Origin of the sequence: Catenulispora acidiphila DSM 44928 (assembly GCF_000024025.1) — a bacterium.
GTDB lineage: Bacteria > Actinomycetota > Actinomycetes > Streptomycetales > Catenulisporaceae > Catenulispora > Catenulispora acidiphila.
The window spans coordinates 6,279,523-6,299,682 of sequence record NC_013131.1; the positions used below are offsets into that span (position 1 = coordinate 6,279,523).

The window sequence follows — 20,160 nt, forward strand, 5'->3', positions numbered from 1 at the left end:
CCGGCCTCGGCCTAGCAGCACCGGCACGCCATGTCCGAATCCGCCAAGCCCGCCGAGCCCGCCGATGCCGCGCGTGCCGCCGTTTCCGCACATCCCGCCGGCGCCGCGGAGCTCATCGAGCCGGTCGGGTTCGCCGAGGCCCTCGAGCCGGTGCGCAAGCGCTCGCGCATCACCACGACTCTGCGTGTCGCGCCGTTCCTGTTGATCGCCTTGTCCGCCCTGGCCGACGCCGAAAGCACCGCCGGGCAGCAATACGACCGCTACCTGGTCGCCGCGCCGGCCCTGGCCGCCTCCGTCTGGGGCGCGGGGACCACCATCCTCGTCGGGATCCTCGCCATGCTCGCCGAGGTGGCCCGCGGGCTGATCCACGACGGCCGGGTCGGTCGCCCGACCGCCTCGGTCATCGCCGTCATCTCCACGGTCACCCTGGCCGCCGCGTACGCCGCGCGGGTCCGCGTCCAGCGCGAACGCGACCTCGCCGAGATCCGCTCGGTGGCGCGCACCGCGCAGCAGGTGGTGCTGCGTCCGCTGCCCGGCAGGCTCGGCACCGTCGACCTGGCCCTCTACTACAGCGCCGCCGCCGCGCAGGCGCAGATCGGCGGCGACCTGTACGAGGCGGTCCGCACCCGGCACGGAGTGCGGATCATCCTCGGCGACGTGCAGGGCAAGGGACTGCCGGCGGTGGAAACGGCGGCGGCGCTGCTCGGCTCTTTCCGCGAGGCGGCCTACGACGCCGAAGACCTCGCCGAACTCGCCGGGCGCCTGGAGACCAGCCTGCGGCGCTACGCCGAACGCGCCTCCACGCCGGACTCCGCCGAACGCTTCGCCACCGCCATCCTGATGGAGATCCCCGACGGCCGCCCCGAAGCCTTCCTCCTCAACTGCGGCCATCCCCCGCCGCTGCTGATCCAGCCCGGCGGCGTCCGCGCGATCGAGCCCGACGCGCCGCTTCCTCCGCTCAACCTGTCCGCGCTGGTCGCGAGCGAATACCGCACCGAGACGGTCCCGTTCGGTCCCGGTGACCGGGTCCTGCTCTACACCGACGGCGTCAGCGAGGCCCGGAACAGCGCCGGTGTGTTCTACCCGCTGGCCGACCGGCTCACCGGCTGGATCGCAGAGCCCTCACCCCAACTGCTCGCCGATCTCAGCCGCGACCTGAACCACTATGCGGGCGGCGCCACGAGCGACGACGCGGCCGTGCTGATCGCCGCGCGCCATCGGCCCATCTCATGAGCGAGTCCGAACTCCGATATCCCCCGTCCCAAGGTGCATCATGATCTCTGTGATGATGCGCGCCATAGTGTTGTCCGGCCCTGGGCCGGTCGAGAACCTGGAGCTCAAAGAACTTCCTCTGCCGGACCAGCGGGACGGCTGGGTCCGGATCCGCGTCGAGGCGTTCGGTCTGAACCGGTCGGAGTACCACACCCGGCTGGGCTTCGCCGAGGGCGTGGACTTCCCGCGCGTGCTCGGCATCGAGGCCGCGGGAACCGTCGACTGGGCGCCGGAGAGCAGCGGTCTGGTACCCGGGCAGAAGGTCGTCACCATGATGGGTGGCATGGGCCGGATCTACGACGGCGGCTACGCCGAGTACACCTCGGTGCCGCAGGAGCAGGTCATCCCCTTCGAGTCCGAGCTGCCGTGGGACGTCCTCGGCAGCGTGCCCGAGATGCTGCAGACCGCCTACGGCTCGCTGAGCGTCGGCCTGGATCTCCAGCCGCTGCAGACGCTGCTGATCCGGGGCGGCACCTCCTCCATCGGGATGGCCGCGGCCGCGCTGGCCAAGCAGATCGGCGCGACGGTGCTGGCCACGACGCGGCGCGCGGACCGGCTGGACACGCTGCGCGAACGCGGCGTCGACCACCCCCTGCTCGACGACGGCGACGTGGCCAAGCGCGTGCACGCGATCTTCCCCGACGGGGTGGACGCGGCGCTGGAGCTCGTCGGCACGCCGTCGCTGCCGGACACGCTGGCCGCCACGCGCGTCCACGGCACCGTGTGCATGACCGGGATGCTCTCGGACCAGTGGACCGTCGAGAACTTCTACCCGATCGGCTACATCCCCAGCGGGGTCCGGCTGACCGGTTACGGCGGCGAGGCCTCGGACCTGCCGCGCGAGGTTCTGCAGCGCACGCTCGACGACATCGCCAGCGGAACGCTGCAATGGCCGGTGAGCCGCGTCTACGACGGCTTGGAGCAGGTACGGCAGGCCCACGCCGACATGGAGGCCAACGCCGCGGCGGGGAAGCTCGTCGTGCGGGTGCGGCCGGCGGGCTGAGCGGAAAGAGCTGCCCAGTCGAGGGTTCTCGACCGGGGCAGCTCTGCTCCGTTTCTCGTTCTCCTTCGCGCTACGGCGCGGTCGCGGGCGTCACCACGATCCCGTCCGGCACGTTCCCCACCTTCACCGCCGCCCCGACGGCACCGGTGGCGACGGTGACCGGCCGCACGTCGTTGGTGTTGGTGTCCACGACCCACGCCACGCTGCCGTCGGGAGTGAACCCGACCGCGTACGCGCCGGACCCTGTCGGGATGAGCGGGCCGGCCACGCCGGTCGCGGTGGCGATCGGCGTGACGCCGCCGGCGCCGGAGTCGGCCACGTACACCACCGAGCCGTCCGGGGAGACCCGGATGCCCTGCGGTCCGGCGCCGACCGGGATCGTGGCGGAGACCGCGGCGGCGCCGGTGTCGATGACCGACACGCTGTTGCCGCCGCCGTTGGTCACATAAGCCTTGGACCCGTCATGCGCGAAGGCGATGCCGAAGGGCGCCGCGCCGACGGCCACGGTGTGCACCACTGTGCGGGAGGCGAGATCCACGACGCTGACCGTGCCGTCCCCCTGGTCCGCGACCCACAGCTGGGTCCCGGCCGGGTTGACCGCCACGCGCTCGGCTTGGCTGCCGACCTTCACCGGCGTGCCCGCGGTCAGCGTCGCCACGTCGATCGGCTGGACGGTGCCGTCGCTGAAGTCGCTGACCCAGACCGTCTTGCCGTCGGGGGTCGCGGCCACGTCGGCAGCGACATTGCCGACGGTCACCGTGCCGATGACGTGGTTGTCGGTGGTGTCGATGACGGTCACGTTGTTCGTGTTGTTGTTCGCCACGAACAGCCGCTTGCCGTCCGGCGTGATCGCCTCGCCGTCGGGTCCGCTGCCGACCGGGATCGGCGGTCCGGCGTTGCCGGTGCGGATGTCGACGGGAGTCAGCGTTCCGTCGCTGTAGTTGGTGACGTATGCGGTCGGGATGAACACGCCCGGCGCGGCGACGGTGGCGAGGATGTCAGTGGTCGGGATCGCCGCGCCGTTCGACGCCTTCGCCTGCACCGCGACCTGGTAGTAGCCCGAGGCCATCGCCGCGGCGGGAGCCAGGGCGACGGCGGTGGAGACCGCACCGCCCGCCGGGATCGTGACAGTGGCCTGCGACGGCGTCGCGGTCAGTCCGGCAGGGCCTTGGGCGGTCCAGGTGACCGTCGCCGGCGTGCTGCCGAGGGTGTTGTCGACCTTGACCGCGACCTGGGTCGTCTCCCCCGGCGCGACGCGGACCTGCTGCGGAGTGACCGTCACCGCGGCGCGGGTGGAGGGCGGGAAGCTGACGGGCCCGGCCGAGAACGACGGCGGCGCGTCCTGCGGCGCCGAGCCCCACGCCTGGTTCGGCGCGGCGCCCAGCGAGTAGTCGAGGTGGTGCGGACGGCCGTCCAGCATCAGATACGCATGCTGCGACGTGCGGCCGTCCACCTTCAGCGCCTGGATGTAGGGAGCGGCGTCGCCGGCCTGCGGGGCCTTGACGGTCACGGTGTTGGCGCCGGCGTGGATGACCTCCGAGGTGAACAGCGGCGCGCCGAGCGCGAGCATCGGCACGCCGGGGGTCTGCGGGTACAGGCCCAGCGTCGCCCAGACGTACCAGGAGCTCATCGCGCCGAGGTCGTCGTTGCCCGGCTCGCCGCCGGGGGTCGGCGCGTACAGCGTCGAGACGATCTGCCGCACGACGCGCTGCGTCTCCCACGGCGCGCCGGCGGAGTCGTAGGCCCACGGCGTGCCTTCCGCCGGCTCGTTGCCCTGCCAGTGGTAGGGCTGGTTGGGACCGACGTTGAGCTGGGTGAAGTAGGTGTCCAGCCGCTGGCGCACGGCGGCGTCGCCGCCCATGCCGTCGAACAGCGCGCGCAGGTTCTGCGGGACCATCCACGTGTACTGCGAGGTGTTGCCCTCCTGGAAGCCGCTCTGCCCGAAGCCGGACTGGCCGGCGGTGACCGGGTCCCCGGAGGGGAAGGCTCCGCCGGCGTCACGAGGCTGGATGTAGCCGGTGGCGGTGTTGAAGACCGAGGCCCAGTTCTGCGAGCGCTTCAGGAACACCCCGGCGTCCGCCGCGTCGCCGCCGGCCTGCGCCAGCCGGGAGATGGCGAAGTCGGCGACCGCGTACTCCTCGGTCTCCGACGCGCCGTTCGGGACCGGGCTGATCGAGTCGGAGCCGACGTTGGGCACATAGCCGTCTGCGATGTAGTCCTGGCCGTGCGGCCGCTCGACATACCAGCCCTGGCCGGGTGTGCCGGTGCCCTGCGCGCCGTGGACCATCGCGGCGACAGCCTGGTGGACGTCGAAGTCGCGGGCGCCGAAGGCGTAGAGGTCGGCGAGCATGGGATCGGCGGCGTCGCCGTTCATCACGCCGGTGTAGCCGTTCACCGACGGCCACTTGGGCAGCCAGCCGCCCTGGTCGGCGTCGGCGAGCAGGGAGCGGGCCATATCCGAGCCGCGCTGCGGGTCCAGCATCGCGATCAGCTGCGTCTCGGAGCGGTAGACGTCCCAGCCGGAGAAGTCCGAGTACTGATGGTGGTCGCGGGCGGCGGTATGGGTCTTGCCGTCGAAGCCGGGGTAGGAGCCGTCGGCGTCGTCGATCACGTTCGGGTCCAGCTGCGTGTGGTAGAGCGCGGTGTAGAAGCTGGCCTGCTCGGCGGCGGTGCCGCCGGATATCTCGATCTTGCGGAGCTGCTGGTTCCAGGCGTTGTGCGCCGCCCGCGCCACATCGCTCACGCTCCACGAGGTGGCCTCGGCCGCGAGGTTGCGGCGCGCGCCGGCCGCCGAGGTGTAGGAGATGCCGACCTGCATGCGCACTGTCGAGGCGTGGCGGGTGTCGAAGGTGAGGGTGCCGCCGGTCCCGCCAGCCCACGACGCCGAGGAGGTGAAGGGTCGGTCGAACCGCGCGGCGAAGTACACGGTGTAGGAGTTCGGCTGCCCGCAGAAGTGTCCGCTGGCGACCGATCCGGATATCTCCCGGTCGCCGCTGACCGCGAACGTCGCCGCCGAGCTACCGGCCGCCGACCCGGCGGACTTCACCAGCACATGTGCCTGATCGGTGGCGGGAAAGGAGAACTCTGCCAGCCCGGTGCGCGTGGTGGCGCTCAGCCGCACACCCACCGCGCTAGGGGTTCCGGGAGCGAGCGTCACGGAGTACGCCCCGGGAGTCGCCGACTCAGAGGCATGGCTGAAGGGCTGCTGCGCGGAGGCGGGGTCAGCCGGGACGGCGCCGGAAAGCGGCAGCACCGGGAAGTCGCCGGCGATGGCACATCCGGGACCGGACACATGCGTAAGGCTCAGCCCGGTGATAGAGCTGTCGGCATAGTTGTAACCGCCACCCGGCGGCCGCGACGAGGTGTCCGGACTCCACTGCACCATGCCGAACGGCACGACAGCGCCGGGGAACGTGTCGACCTGGCCGACGACGTCCCCGCCGCTCCCCGTCCCGATCAGGGGATTGACCAGCGCCGCCGGATCGGTCACCGGACCCGCCGCGGCAGCCGTGGCCGAGTCCTGCGGAAGGAACGCCATCGCCAGCGCGGCGACGCTCAACGCGGCGCCGACCGTACGGCTGCGTCCGCGGCTGCGTCTATAGGTACGTCTCTGGGTACGAAGTTTCCCGAAGCCGCGCATGCGTCTCCCTTGTCCTGTCAGCCTTCGACGTCTTTGTCAGGCGACAGGCTGGCCGAGGAGTCTGGGGGCGTCAAGGAGGAGACGGTCCGGAACTGCTACGGTCCCCGATAGCACCACTCGCTCCGAAGGACCTGGTAACACCATGACGAATCTCGGCTCCGACGTCCACGAGATCGACACGCTCATGTCCGGGCACACCGGCATCACCGCCGGCTACGCCATCCTCGGCGAGCACCCGGCGCTGATCGAGACCGGGACGGCGAAGTCGGCGCCGGTGGTGCGCGACGCGCTGGCGGCGCTGGGGGTCGGGCCGGAGGATCTGCGGACCATCGTGGTCACGCACATCCACCTGGACCACGCCGGCGGCGTCGGGGACCTGGCGGCGATGTTCCCGAACGCGGAGATCGTGGTGCACGCCTCGGGGGCGCGGCACCTGGTGGATCCCACGCGGCTGATGTCCAGTGCGCGGCGGGTGTTCGGCTCGCTGATGGACGACGTGTTCGGGCCGCTGCTGCCCACCGAGGCGCGGCGGGTGCGCGCGGTGGAGGACGTCGGCTCCATCGACCTCGGCGGCGGCCGGCGGCTGGAGACGCACCACACCCCCGGGCACGCGCGCCACCACGTCGGCCTGATCGACAACGTCACCGGCGACCTGTACGTCGGCGACGCCGCCGGCCTGTACATCCCCTCCGACGACCCCGACCAGCCCGGCGACGTCCGCCCCGGCACCCCGCCGCCGGACTTCGACCTGCCGCTGGCGCTGAACTCGCTGGAGAAGTTCCGCACGCTGCGCCCGACCCGGCTGCTGTTCAGCCACTACGGTCCGGTCCGCGACGTCACCGACACCTTGGCGCGCGCCGAGGAGGAGGTACGGCTGTGGGTGGAGCTGGTGCGCGACGCGCGGACCAGCCGCCTGGACCTGGACCACGCGATCGAGATGGTGCGGGAGAAGACCGCGGCGCGGTATCCGGTGGAGACCGCGAATGAGGAGACGCAGACGAAGTTCGAGGAGCTGTCGTCGTTCGCGTCGAACATCGTCGGGATCAACATGTATCTGAACAAGGCGGACGGGTGGGAGCACCCGATGGCCGATGCTGCGAGCGCGGGCTGAGCTGAGCTGACTGTCGTCAGATCCACCAATCGGTTTATCGATAAGTCAGCAGGATCGAGTCAGCACGGTCGGGTCAGCAGGATCGGGAACGCCTCCACGACATCCTTGACCACGACGGTCGCCGCCGGGGCGACGTCCCACCTGCCTTCGATGCCGTCGACCCAGACGGTCCGCAGCCCGACCGCCGCGCCGCCTTCGATGTCAGCGTGCGCATTGTCGCCGACCATCCAGCCTCCGTCGGCCAACGCGCACCCCGCACCCTCAGCCGCGATCCGGAAGATCTCCGCATCGGGCTTGCGAATCCCCAGCGCACCGGACACCGCCACCGAGTCCACGAGCCGGTCCAGCCCGGTGCGCTCGACCTTGCCCAGTTGGTTGTCCGCTTCGCCGTTGGTCACGATCCCCAGCCGCCATCCGGCGCGCCGCATCGCCACCAGGCCGTCGCGCACTTCGTCGCGCAGCTCCACGAACTCCGGCATGCGCGTGCGGTAGAGCCGCCACAAGTCCTCCACAGACTCGGCGAGCCCATAGCGTTCCCGCACTCGGGCGAAAAACTCGTCACGCCGCTGGTAGGGATCCCATGCCCTGAACAGCCAATCCTCGGCTTCCGCCGGCAGCGCGTATTGCCGCGCGAAGTCGCGGGCGAAGCGCCGGAAGGCCGGAGACAGGGCGATGAGGGTGTCGTCCAGGTCGAATAGCGCCAGTGAGCCCATGGTGATGATCGTAACGACCGCTACTCTGGTAGTGGGCCGCAGAGCCGGCGGCTCGTTACCACTCCGGAAGGGCCGCCGCAGTGACCGAAGCAGTCGTCGAGAACACCGCGCCCGATGCCGTCGCAGAGCCCGTCAGCGAACCCGTGATCGACCCCGCTCCGGCCGAGGCCGCCATCACCACCGAAGCCGAACTACGCGCCCTGCTCGGCGAGCCGATGGAGCGCGCCATCAACAAGGAGCGGGTGCGGCTCCTGCCGATCGACCGGCGCTGGCTCGCCGCCTCGCCGCTGTGCTTCCTGTCCACTTGCGACGACCAGGGCAATTGCGACGTCTCCCCCAAGGGCGACCCGCCCGGGTTCGTGAAGGTGCTCGACGACACCCGGCTGGCCATCCCGGAGCGGCCCGGCAACCGGCGTGCCGACGGCTATCTCAACATCCTGCGCAATCCGCACGTCGGACTGATCTTCGTCGTGCCGGGGCGCAACGAGACGCTGCGGATCAACGGCCGGGCAAGGCTGGTGCGCGAGGCCGCGTACTTCGACGACATGGTGGTCAAGAACCACCGGCCGATCATGGCGATCGAGGTGGACATCGAGCAGATCTTCTTCCACTGCCCGAAGGCCTTCCTGCGCTCCTCGCTCTGGAAGCCGCCGACGTGGGACCCGGACCAGTTGCCGCCGCACGCCAGCATCGTGAAGTCGGTGCAGTGGACGCGGGAGTCGCTGGAGGAGCTGACCGAGTACTACGGCGCCAGCTACGAGAAGAGCATCTACGTCACCAAGAAGTAGCAGCGGCGAGGTGGCAGCCGCGGCTTCTGGCGGCTTCTGTGGCCTCTGGCTGCTCCCGGCTGCTCCCGGCGGCGCTTGTCGGAGCCGCCGGGTACCGTCGGATCATGGCCTTCAGCTACCAAGTCGTCGTCGACTCCGCCGACCCGCACGCCCTGGCCGACTGGTGGGCCGAGGCGATCGGCTGGGATCTGGAGCCCTCGAACGAGGAGTTCATCCGCGGCATGGTCGCCGCGGGCCACGCGACCGAGGCCGACACCAAGACACACAACGGCGTGCTGGTCTGGGCCCTCGGGCAGGCGATCGTGCATCCCGACGGCAAGGACGCCGGTCCCGGCTCGCGCATCCTGTTCCAGGTCGTGCCGGAGCCCAAGACCGTGAAGAACCGGCTCCACCTGGACGTCAAGGTCGGCGAGGGGAACCTGGAGGGCGAGCTGGCGCGGCTGACCTCCCGGGGCGCCACGGAGCTGTACCGGGGGCAGCAGGGCCCGTCGCACTGGATCACCATCGCCGACCCGGAGGGCAACGAATTGTGTCTGCACTCCTGAGCACCGCCGGTTAAAGTCACGGTCATGACGTCCGAGACCGCCGCCACCGTCCGGGTGGACAGCTGGATCTGGTCGGTGCGGCTGACCAAGTCCCGCTCGATGGCCGCCGACGCCTGCCGCGGCGGGCACGTGAAGGTCAACAACGAGAGCGTGAAGCCCTCGCACCTGCTGCGCGTCGGCGACGAGGTGCGGGTCCGGCAGGACCAGCGCGAGCGGATCGTGGTCGTGAGCAAGCTGATCGCCAAGCGGGTCAGCGCCCCGGCCGCCGCCGAGTGCTACGTCGACAACAGCCCGCCGCCTCCGCCGCGCGAGCTGTTCGTGCCGGTCGCCATCCGCGACCGGGGCGCCGGGCGGCCGACCAAGCGCGAGCGGCGGGACATGGACCGGCTGCGCGGAAGGCCGTTCTGAGGGGCTCTCAGCAGCTCTCAATTGTTCTTAACGGCTGTCAGCAGCTCTCAACGGGAACAGAAACGCCGCGGCGCCGGACTCAGGGTCTCCGGCGCCGCGGCGTCGTTTGCTCGTCTGCTCTTTTCGCTCGTTCGCTCCGTTGCCTGCCTGCCAGCGCTACTTCTTGCGGCCGTACCGCGTCTCGGCGTACTTCTTCATGATCGTGAACGTCTTCGGGTGGCGCGCGAACGTCGCCGGCTCGAAGGGCGTGGAGTACCGGCGCCGGGTGATCGCCTTCGGGCGGGTGAACTCGCGCAGCCCGTCGGCGCCGTGGATGCGGCCGAAGCCGGACTCCCCGACCCCGCCGAAGGGCAGCCCCGGGATCCCGGCGAAGGCGATGACGGCGTTGACCGAGGTCATACCGCTGCGCAGGCGCCGGGCGATGGCCGTGCCGCCCCGGCGGGCGAAGACCGACGCGCCGAGGCCGTAGTCGGTGGCGTTGGCGAGCTGGATCGCTTCCTCGACGTCGCGCACGCCCTTGACCGTGATCGTCGGGCCGAAGGTCTCCTCGCGCACCGCGCTGGAGTCCTCGGGCGTGTCCAGGAGCACCGTCGGCTCCACATACGGCGCCCGCACCGCGCCGCTGCCGCCGACCACCACCGTGCCGCCCTTGGCGATGGCGTCGTCGATGTGCCGGCGGACCACGTCGATCTGCGAGGGCATGGTCATCGGGCCGTAGGCGGCGTCCGGACCCTCGCCCGGCGCCAGCGCCAGCTTCTGGATCTGCGCGGTCAGCTCGGTGACGAACTTGTCCTTCACCGCGTCCACGACGTAGACCCGCTCGATGCCCACGCAGGTCTGCCCGGCGTTGGACATCGCGCCCCACAGCGCGGCGTCGGCGGCCTTGGCCAGGTCCGCGTCGCCGGCCACGATCATCGCGTCCTTGCCGCCGCACTCCATGAGCACCGGCGTGAGCGAGGGCGCGCACGCGGCCATCACCTTGCGTCCGGTCCGCGCGCTGCCGGTGAACGCGATCTTGTCCACGCCCGACTCGCACAGCGCCGCCCCGGTCGGGCCGGTCCCGGTGATCAGCCGCAGCACCTGGTGCGGCGCGTCGGGATTGGCCTGGTCGAAGGCGTCGACGATCCACTTGCCGATCGCGGTGGTGTACTCCGAGGGCTTGAACACCACGGCGTTGCCGGCCGCCAGCGCGTAGGCGATCGACCCCATCGGGGTGAACACCGGATAGTTCCACGGCCCGATGACACCGACCACGCCCAGCGGCTGGTACTCCAGCGTCGCGGCGTGGTTGGCCATCAGCAGGCCGGTGCCGACGCGCCGCGGGTGCAGCACCTTGCGCGCGTGCCCGGCGGCCCAGCCGATGTGCTCGATGGCCAGGAACGCCTCCAGGAAGGCGTCCCCCCGCGGCTTGCCGTTCTCCCGGTGCATCAGCTCGCACAGGTCGTCGAGCCCGCGGGTGATGGCGCCGGCCCACTTGCGCAACCGCTGCTCCCGCTCGGCCCAGGTGAGGCCGGACCACCAGGCGAACGCCTGGCGCGCCTCGCCCACGACCGCGCGCACCTGCTCGGCGCTCGTCTCAGGGAAGGTGGCGACCTCGCCGCCGCCGGCGGGGTCGTAGGAGATGAAGCTGGGGGCGCCCGGTTCCAGAACGCCGACAGCCGCGCCGTCGGCTGAACCCTGATCGCTCATGGCTGACTGCCTCTTCCGTGCGAAGGGAGGGTGAGGGGTGATGTGGGGGGTGGAGGTCGGGGACAGATGGCTCCGGAGGGTGTCCGGCCGATCGCTACCGCCGGGTAACGTCGATGGTTCCGATCCTTCACCCCGAAGCGGCTCGGGGCAATAGGCAGGTGGCAGGCAGGTGGGGCGTGCGGGCTATCAGGGCGGAAACGGCCGACCGGCGGCCGCCCTTGGAGAGGGCGGCCGCCGGTCGGCGGGGTGCGGGGTGGAGCTGGGGATTCAGCGGTTGTCGGAGGCGGGTCCGGGGTCGGAGTCGTGATGACCCGAGTCGGTGTCCTCGTCGTCGTCGTCTTCGTCTTCGAAGTCGTCGTCGTCTTCTTCGTCGTCTTCGAGGTCGTCGTCCTCGTCCTCGTCGGCGAGGTCGTGGTCGGCGCTCAGCTCCGCGTCGCCCTCGTCATCCTCGCCATCCTCATCCTCATCCTCGTCATCTTCATCGACGTTCTCGAGGGCCTCGCCATCCGCGGCACCGTCCTCCACGCCGCCCTCCACGCCTTCCTCCGCGTCGAGTTCGTCCTCGAATTCGTCGAAGGCGATACCGTCCAGCTCGTCGACCCGCTCGGCGGCGTCGGTGAGCCCTTCGGAGTCGGCGTCGGCGGCGCGCATGAACCAGTCGCGGGCCTCGTCCTCGCGCTCGGCGGCGAGCAGCGCCTCGGCGTAGGCGTAGCGCAGCCGCGCGGTCCACGGCTGGACCTTCGCCGGCGTCAGATCGGCGCCCTGCAGCTGCACCACGGCGGCCTCAGGCTGCTCCATGTCCATGCGAGCACCGGCCGCGACCATCCGCAGCTCGATCTGCGTCTCCTTGTCGAGCGTCTTCGCCTCCGGCGCGGCAGCCATCGCCAAAGCCCGCTCCGGACGCCCCAGACCCCGCTCACAGTCGGCCATGACGGCCCAGTGATCGTTGGTTCCGGTGATCCGCCGCACGGTCCGCAGATCCGCCAGCGCCTCCGAGTACCGCCCGGTGAGGTACGCAGCCAACCCGGCCGCCTCACGCGTCGAAGCCAAACGCGGCGCCAGCTTCATCGCCGTCCGCGCATGCCGGTAGGCCAGCTCCGGATCCTCGTCCAGGTTCTGCCCAGCCGTCACCAGATGCCCGGCCACCAGCGTCGCCTTGGACTTCAGCAGCTGAGCGAGCTCATCCTGAATATCCTTGTCCAGCTTGTCGATAGTGGCATCAGGAGCGATCTCCAGGATCTCCTCAGGCTCCCGCGACTCACTGTCGACGACGCCCCCGAACCCGGCCACCACGCCACCCTCACGCGGCTCAAAGCCGCCACGAGAGTCCTCATCGCCAAAACCACGACGCGCAGCATCATCACCGAACCCACGCGGAGAACCGAACTCCTCGCCACCACGCTCATCCCGGTCGCCGGCAAAGGCTTCCCGATCCCGCGAGCCATAGCCACCACGGGAGTCATCCCGATTGCCGTTCCCGGAGTCGCGACCACCGAAGCCACCACGCGAGTCCGAGCCACCGCGAGAATCCCGGTCGCTGTAACCACCATGTCCCGAGAAGCCCCGCGGGTCAGAACCCCGGCTGTCCCGAGAGCCGTAGCCGGCGCCGCGAGAATCCGACCCACGGTCGTCCCGCGAGCCGAACCCACCACGGGAGTCAGAACCCCGACTGTCACGGGAACCATAACCACCGCGAGAATCCGATCCAGAACCCCGGCTGTCCCGCGAACCGTAGCCGGAACCACCACGAGAGTCAGAGCCGCGACTATCCCGCGAGCCATAGCTGGAGCCACCCCGCGAGTCAGAACCGCGACTGTCCCGCGCACCGAAGCCCGACCCGCCACGGGAGTCCGAGCCGAACCCACCACGCGAATCAGTGCCCCGGCTGTCCCGCGAGCCATAGCTGGACCCGCCACGCGAGTCGGAGCCGCGGCTGTCCCGCGAGCCGAAGCCACCGCGCGAGTCGGACCCGCGACCATCGCGCGAACCGTAGCTGGAGCCACCACGCGAGTCAGAGCCCCGACTATCGCGCGAGCCATAGCCGGAACCACCACGAGAGTCAGCGCCGCGACCGTCCCGCGCGCCGAAACCACCGCGCGAGTCAGAACCGCGACTATCCCGCGAACCGTAGCTCGAGCCACCACGAGAGTCAGAACCCCGACTATCGCGCGAGCCATAGCTAGAGCCACCGCGAGAATCAGAGCCCCGACTGTCGCGCGAGCCGTAGCTGGAACCGCCACGCGAATCGGAACCGCGATTGTCCCGCGCGCCGAAACCACCTCGCGAGTCAGAACCCCGGCTGTCCCGCGAGCCGTAACTGGAACCGCCACGCGAGTCAGAACCGCGACTATCCCGCGCGCCGAAACCACCACGCGAGTCGGAACCCCCGCCATCGCGCGAACCGTAGCTCGAGCCACCACGCGAGTCAGACCCGCGACTATCCCGCGAGCCGAAACCACCGCGTGAGTCAGAACCGCGGCTGTCCCGCGAGCCGAAACCACCGCGTGAGTCAGAGCCCCGACTATCCCGCGAACCGTAGCTGGAACCACCGCGTGAGTCAGAACCGCGGCTATCCCGCGAGCCATAGCCGGACCCGCCACGCGAGTCAGAGCCGCGACTATCGCGCGAGCCATAGCCGGAGCCACCGCGAGAGTCAGAACCGCGACTATCCCGCGAACCATAACTAGAGCCACCGCGAGAGTCAGAGCCTCGGCTGTCGCGTGAACCGTAGCCGCCGCGCGAGTCGCGGTCGCCTCCGGAGCCACCGCGGGAATCCCGGTCGCCGAAGCCACCGCGCGAATCAGTGCCGCGGCTGTCTCGCGAGCCGTATCCGCCTCGTGAGTCGCGGTCGCCTCCAGCGTCACGGCCGCCGCGCGAGTCGCGGTCGCCGTAGCCGCCGCGGCTGCTTCCGGAGTCGCGGTTGTCGCGTGAGCCGTAGGTGGAGCCGCCGCGGGAGTCAGAGCCGCGGTTGTCTCGTGAGCCGAAGCCGCCGCCGCGGGAGTCGCGGTCGCCGCCTCGGTTGCCGCCGGAGTCGCGGTTGTCGCGCGCGGGGCGATCGCCGTAGCCGGAGCGGTCACCATACGCGGAGCCCGAGCCGGGGCGGCCGCCTCGGTCGCCGGCGCCGGTGCGGCCTGAACGGTCGTCGGCGGGGCGGCGGTTGTCGCCGTCGCCGCGGGCGCCCTGGCCTCGGTCGCGGTCCCGGTCGGAGCGGCCCGGGCGACGGTCCGAAGATGGTGACATGAGGATCCAGCTCCTGTTCCTGTGATGAGTCGGGGTCCATCCTCCCGCACCTCGGAAGAAAGGGCCAAACGCGACGAAGCCCCCTCCGGGCATCCCGGAGGGGGCTTCGTGAATTTTAGTCCGGCCGCGTCCTACTCTCCCACCAGGTCCCCCTGGCAGTACCATCGGCGCTGGCGGGCTTAGCTTCCGGGTTCGGAATGGGACCGGGCGTTTCCCCACCGCTATGGCGGCCGTAACAACACGAGACAAACCAGCCGACACACACCCCACACAAGAGGCGATGCCGAGGCCAGTAGGGGTCTCAGATCTAAACAGTGGATGCGAGCAGCAAGAAACTTCACACATGCAAAAGAATCAGCTTTGTGGTCAAGCCCTCGGCCTATTAGTACCGGTCCGCTCCACACCTCACGATGCTTCCACGCCCGGCCTATCAACCCGGTGGTCTACCGGGAGCCTTACCCCATCAAGTGGGTGGGAGACCTCATCTTGAAGCAGGTTTCCCGCTTAGATGCTTTCAGCGGTTATCCTTCCCGAACGTAGCCAACCAGCCATGCTCTTGGCAGAACAACTGGCACACCAGAGGTCCGTCCATCCCGGTCCTCTCGTACTAGGGACAGCCCTTCTCAAGTCTCCTGCGCGCGCAGCGGATAGGGACCGAACTGTCTCACGACGTTCTAAACCCAGCTCGCGTACCGCTTTAATGGGCGAACAGCCCAACCCTTGGGACCTACTCCAGCCCCAGGATGCGACGAGCCGACATCGAGGTGCCAAACCATCCCGTCGATATGGACTCTTGGGGAAGATCAGCCTGTTATCCCCAGGGTACCTTTTATCCGTTGAGCGACCACGCTTCCACAAGCCATGGCCGGATCACTAGTCCCTGCTTTCGCACCTGCTCGACCTGTCGGTCTCACAGTCAAGCCCCCTTGTGCACTTGCACTCGCCACCTGATTGCCAACCAGGCTGAGGGAACCTTTGGGCGCCTCCGTTACTCTTTAGGAGGCAACCGCCCCAGTTAAACTACCCACCAGACACTGTCCCTGATCCGGATCACGGACCGAGGTTAGACATCCAACACGATCAGAGTGGTATTTCAACGCCGGCTCCACCCGAACTAGCGTCCGGACTTCACAGCCTCCCACCTATCCTACACAAACCGAGTCGAACACCAATATCAAGCTATAGTGAAGGTCCTGGGGTCTTTCCGTCCTGCTGCGCGAAACGAGCATCTTTACTCGTAGTGCAATTTCGCCGGGTCCGTGGTTGAGACAGTCGAGAAGTCGTTACGCCATTCGTGCAGGTCGGAACTTACCCGACAAGGAATTTCGCTACCTTAGGATGGTTATAGTTACCACCGCCGTTTACTGGCGCTTAAGTTCTCAGCTTCGGAATCGCTTCCTAACCGGTCCCCTTAACGTTCCAGCACCGGGCAGGCGTCAGTCCGTATACATCGTCTTGCGACTTCGCACGGACCTGTGTTTTTAGTAAACAGTCGCTTCTCGCTGGTCTCTGCGACTCCCCCCAGCTCACACCGCAAGGGTGTTCACCAAAGAGAGCCCTCCTTCTCCCGAAGTTACGGAGGTATTTTGCCGAGTTCCTTAACCACGGTTCACCCGATCGCCTCGGTATTCTCTACCTGACCACCTGTGTCGGTTTGGGGTACGGGCCGCTTGGTCCTCGCTAGATGCTTTTCTCGGCAGCATAGGATCACCCACTTCGCCCCTACGGGCTCGGCATCAGATCTCAGACTATATGCACGGCGGATTTGCCTACCGTACGTCCTACATCCTTACCCCGGGACAACCACCGCCCGGGTTGGGCTACCTTCCTGCGTCACACCATCGCTTGCCTACTACGGACTCGGGTCACCGGCTCCACCACACCCAACACCCGAAGGCGTCAGGGGGCTTAACGGGTTTAGCATCGTCCGGCTCAACATGGGGCGGACCTTCGCGGGTACGGGAATATCAACCCGTTGTCCATCGACTACGCCTGTCGGCCTCGCCTTAGGTCCCGACTCACCCTGGGCGGATTAGCCTGGCCCAGGAACCCTTGGTCATCCGGCGGCGACGTTTCTCACGTCGCATTCGCTACTCATGCCTGCATTCTCACTCGTGCAGCCTCCACCCCTGGGTCACCCCGGGACTTCACTGGCTGCACGACGCTCCCCTACCCATCCATACGCCTGGCCACCTTACTAGGGCGACGGGCTTCATGTATGAATGACACGGCTTCGGCGGTGTACTTGAGCCCCGCTACATTGTCGGCGCGGAATCACTTGACCAGTGAGCTATTACGCACTCTTTCAAGGGTGGCTGCTTCTAAGCCAACCTCCTGGTTGTCTATGCGACTCCACATCCTTTCCCACTTAGCACACGCTTAGGGGCCTTAGCCGGTGTTCTGGGCTGTTTCCCTCTCGACGACGAAGCTTATCCCCCGCCGTCTCACTGCCGCGCTATCACTTCACCGGCATTCGGAGTTTGGCTGATTTCGGTAAGCTTGTAGGCCCCCTAGACCATCCAGTGCTCTACCTCCGGGAAGAAACACACGACGCTGCACCTAAATGCATTTCGGGGAGAACCAGCTATCACGTGGTTTGATTGGCCTTTCACCCCTAACCACAGGTCATCCCCCAGGTTTTCAACCCTGGTGGGTTCGGGCCTCCACGCGGTCTTACCCGCGCTTCACCCTGCCCATGGCTAGATCACCACGCTTCGGGTCTAGGTCATGCGACTCAAACGCCCTATTCGGACTCGCTTTCGCTACGGCTACCCCACCCGGGTTAACCTCGCCACACAACGCTAACTCGCAGGCTCATTCTTCAAAAGGCACGCGGTCACGACCAGAACCGGATAAATCCGGCCTGGCGGAGCTCCCACGGCTTGTAGGCACACGGTTTCAGGTACTCTTTCACTCCCCTCCCGGGGTACTTTTCACCTTTCCCTCACGGTACTAGTCCGCTATCGGTCACCAGGGAGTATTCAGGCTTAGCGGGTGGTCCCGCCAGATTCACACGGGATTTCTCGGGCCCCGTGCTACTTGGGATACTTCTCCAGAGCCAGCCATGTTTCGTCTACGGGGGTATTACCCACTATGCCGGCGCTTTCGCATCGCCTTCGACTACACAACTGGTTTCTTACTCTGTACCAGACCGGCAGACCTGATAGAAAAGTCCCACGACCCCGCCTGCGCAACCCCTGCCGGGTATCACACGCAAACGGTTTAGCCTCATCCGGTTTCGCTCGCCACTACTCCCGGAATCACTGTTGTTTTCTCTTCCTGACGGTACTGAGATGTTTCACTTCCCGTCGTTCCCTCCACACGCCCTATATATTCAGGCGTGGGTGACCGCACTCACATACGGCCGGGTTCCCCCATTCGGACACCCTCGGATCACAGCTCGTTTGACAGCTCCCCGAGGCCTTTCGCGGTCTACCACGTCCTTCATCGGCTCCTGGTGCCAAGGCATCCACCGTGCGCCCTTAAAAACTTGGCCACAAAGATGCTCGCATCCACTGTTCAGATCTCAAACACCCACCGGCTCACCACCCGACCTTTGATGCGCACCAGCCAGTCTCTTCCACAAAGGAAAAAGACCCGGTATGCGATCGTCGAGCGATCCGGCTCTGAAGAAGACAACGGCCGGCCTCGAAGATTCCGAGAACCGGCTCCGCTGTTTCCTCAGGACCCAACAGTGTGTGACTTCTCTGTGATGTTCCACCCATGAGCGCCGGCACCACCACGAATGGGTGATCAACCGGACTGCTCTGCGAACACCAGCCGTGCGGCACGACGGCCGGCCCACGATGTCGTGGGCGCTGGGGTTCGAGAGGCTCCTTAGAAAGGAGGTGATCCAGCCGCACCTTCCGGTACGGCTACCTTGTTACGACTTCGTCCCAATCGCCGGTCCCACCTTCGACGGCTCCCTCCCACAAGGGGTTAGGCCACCGGCTTCGGGTGTTACCGACTTTCGTGACGTGACGGGCGGTGTGTACAAGGCCCGGGAACGTATTCACCGCAGCGTTGCTGATCTGCGATTACTAGCGACTCCGACTTCACGGGGTCGAGTTGCAGACCCCGATCCGAACTGAGACCGGCTTTTTGGGATTCGCTCCACCTTGCGGTATCGCAGCCCTCTGTACCGGCCATTGTAGCATGTGTGCAGCCCTGGACATAAGGGGCATGATGATTTGACGTCGTCCCCACCTTCCTCCGAGTTGACCCCGGCAGTCTCCCATGAGTCCCCGCCATAACGCGCTGGCAACATGGAACGAGGGTTGCGCTCGTTGCGGGACTTAACCCAACATCTCACGACACGAGCTGACGACAACCATGCACCACCTGTGAACGGCGCAAAAGCACCCCACATCTCTGCAGGTAGACCGAACATGTCAAGCCCAGGTAAGGTTCTTCGCGTTGCATCGAATTAAGCCACATGCTCCGCCGCTTGTGCGGGCCCCCGTCAATTCCTTTGAGTTTTAGCCTTGCGGCCGTACTCCCCAGGCGGGGAACTTAATGCGTTAGCTGCGGCACAGAGCCCGTGGAATGGACCCCACACCTAGTTCCCAACGTTTACGGCGTGGACTACCAGGGTATCTAATCCTGTTCGCTCCCCACGCTTTCGCTTCTCAGTGTCAGTATCGGCCCAGAGACCCGCCTTCGCCACCGGTGTTCCTCCTGATATCTGCGCATTCCACCGCTACACCAGGAATTCCAGTCTCCCCTGCCGAACTCTAGCTCGCCCGTATCGGAAGCAGGCCCGCGGTTAAGCCGCGGGTTTTCACTCCCGACGCAACGAGCCACCTACAAGCTCTTTACGCCCAATAATTCCGGACAACGCTCGCACCCTACGTATTACCGCGGCTGCTGGCACGTAGTTAGCCGGTGCTTCTTCTGCAGGTACAGTCACTTGCGCTTCGTCCCTGCTGAAAGAGGTTTACAACCCGAAGGCCGTCATCCCTCACGCGGCGTCGCTGCATCAGGCTTTCGCCCATTGTGCAATATTCCCCACTGCTGCCTCCCGTAGGAGTCTGGGCCGTGTCTCAGTCCCAGTGTGGCCGGTCGCCCTCTCAGGCCGGCTACCCGTCATCGCCTTGGTAGGCCGTTACCCCACCAACAAGCTGATAGGCCGCGGGTCCATCCTCCACCGAAAAACTTTCCACCCGAGGCGATGCCGCCTCGAGTCGTATCCGGTATTAGCCCCGGTTTCCCGGAGTTATCCCAGAGTGGAGGGCAGGTTACCCACGTGTTACTCACCCGTTCGCCACTGATCCCCGCCCGAAAGCGGTTCACCGTTCGACTTGCATGTGTTAAGCACGCCGCCAGCGTTCGTCCTGAGCCAGGATCAAACTCTCCATTGATGATTATCACCAGCCGACCGGAATAAGGTCGGCAATCGGTGTCAGAAGAGTCACCTGGCAAGTAGACCGACATCCCAACGGGGGTCGGGAGCGTCTACCAACCATGTGTTCAAGACACTCGGACCACCGCTCACATCAAAAAGACGGAGCGCAGGACCGAGGCCGCATGGCATCACAATTCGTCACACACTGTTGAGTTCTCAAGAAACAGACGCCCGAACCACTCGTCCCGGAACTCTCGTTCCGATCGGCTGCGACCCGGCGTTGTCAGGTCTTGCTGTTTTTCTTTTGTTCTTGCTTCGCTTTAGATCTTAGCAGATCCTCCGCGTTCTTCGCAATTTCGCTTGCGCTTAATTGCTATTCGCTTCGGTCGGGATTTAATCTCCCGTTT

The 20,160-nt window shown here is 67.2% G+C and carries 9 protein-coding genes, 3 rRNA genes and 1 pseudogene; 6 read left to right on the plus strand and 7 right to left on the minus strand.

Features of this window, described 5'->3' with window-relative positions:
- Positions 1-30 precede the first annotated feature (30 nt).
- Positions 31-1,233, plus strand: a complete 1,203-nt coding sequence (locus tag CACI_RS26975) for a PP2C family protein-serine/threonine phosphatase (protein ID WP_015794040.1) — start codon at positions 31-33, stop codon at positions 1,231-1,233.
- Between the two features lie 55 nt (positions 1,234-1,288).
- Complete coding sequence (locus CACI_RS26980) at positions 1,289-2,275, plus strand: zinc-binding dehydrogenase (protein ID WP_041542503.1); 987 nt, start codon at positions 1,289-1,291, stop codon at positions 2,273-2,275.
- Positions 2,276-2,345: 70 nt separating this feature from the next.
- On the opposite strand, the gene CACI_RS26985 is transcribed toward CACI_RS26980, so the two are convergent.
- Positions 2,346-5,834: a GH92 family glycosyl hydrolase gene (locus CACI_RS26985; protein ID WP_049871720.1), complete on the minus strand. Its 3,489-nt coding sequence runs from the start codon at positions 5,832-5,834 to the stop codon at positions 2,346-2,348.
- Between the two features lie 223 nt (positions 5,835-6,057).
- Between CACI_RS26985 and CACI_RS26990 the strand changes: the two genes are divergently transcribed.
- Positions 6,058-7,026: an MBL fold metallo-hydrolase gene (locus CACI_RS26990; RefSeq protein ID WP_015794043.1), complete on the plus strand. Its 969-nt coding sequence runs from the start codon at positions 6,058-6,060 to the stop codon at positions 7,024-7,026.
- 59 nt (positions 7,027-7,085) lie between these two features.
- Here the strand turns inward: CACI_RS26990 and CACI_RS26995 are convergent, their stop codons facing one another.
- The gene (locus CACI_RS26995) at positions 7,086-7,739 is read right to left on the minus strand and encodes an HAD family hydrolase (protein ID WP_015794044.1); all 654 of its coding nucleotides are present in this window, start codon (positions 7,737-7,739) and stop codon (positions 7,086-7,088) included.
- A gap of 143 nt (positions 7,740-7,882) precedes the next feature.
- Between CACI_RS26995 and CACI_RS27000 the strand changes: the two genes are divergently transcribed.
- The 3 genes and pseudogenes from CACI_RS27000 to CACI_RS27010 all read left to right on the plus strand — a co-directional run.
- Positions 7,883-8,527, plus strand: a complete 645-nt coding sequence (locus CACI_RS27000; RefSeq protein ID WP_395994343.1) for a pyridoxamine 5'-phosphate oxidase family protein — start codon at positions 7,883-7,885, stop codon at positions 8,525-8,527.
- Between the two features lie 104 nt (positions 8,528-8,631).
- Positions 8,632-9,072 (plus strand): VOC family protein, encoded by a 441-nt coding sequence (locus tag CACI_RS27005; RefSeq protein WP_015794046.1) that lies wholly within the window; start codon positions 8,632-8,634, stop codon positions 9,070-9,072.
- A 45-nt stretch (positions 9,073-9,117) separates the two neighbouring features.
- Positions 9,118-9,480 (plus strand): annotated as a pseudogene (locus CACI_RS27010) (RNA-binding S4 domain-containing protein); the annotation flags it as partial.
- Between the two features lie 156 nt (positions 9,481-9,636).
- Here CACI_RS27010 and CACI_RS27015 read toward each other — a convergent pair.
- From CACI_RS27015 to CACI_RS27035, 5 genes are all read right to left on the minus strand, one after another.
- Complete coding sequence (locus tag CACI_RS27015) at positions 9,637-11,169, minus strand: aldehyde dehydrogenase family protein (protein ID WP_015794048.1); 1,533 nt, start codon at positions 11,167-11,169, stop codon at positions 9,637-9,639.
- Positions 11,170-11,436: 267 nt separating this feature from the next.
- The gene (locus tag CACI_RS51465; protein WP_223297246.1) at positions 11,437-12,459 is read right to left on the minus strand and encodes a hypothetical protein; all 1,023 of its coding nucleotides are present in this window, start codon (positions 12,457-12,459) and stop codon (positions 11,437-11,439) included.
- Between the two features lie 2,068 nt (positions 12,460-14,527).
- A 5S ribosomal RNA gene (rrf, locus tag CACI_RS27025) occupies positions 14,528-14,644 on the minus strand.
- Positions 14,645-14,771: 127 nt separating this feature from the next.
- Positions 14,772-17,905: ribosomal RNA gene (locus CACI_RS27030) — 23S ribosomal RNA — on the minus strand.
- A gap of 345 nt (positions 17,906-18,250) precedes the next feature.
- Positions 18,251-19,769, minus strand: a 16S ribosomal RNA gene (locus CACI_RS27035).
- The 16S, 23S and 5S rRNA genes sit together here, the layout of an rRNA operon.
- Between the last annotated feature and the right edge of the window lie 391 nt (positions 19,770-20,160).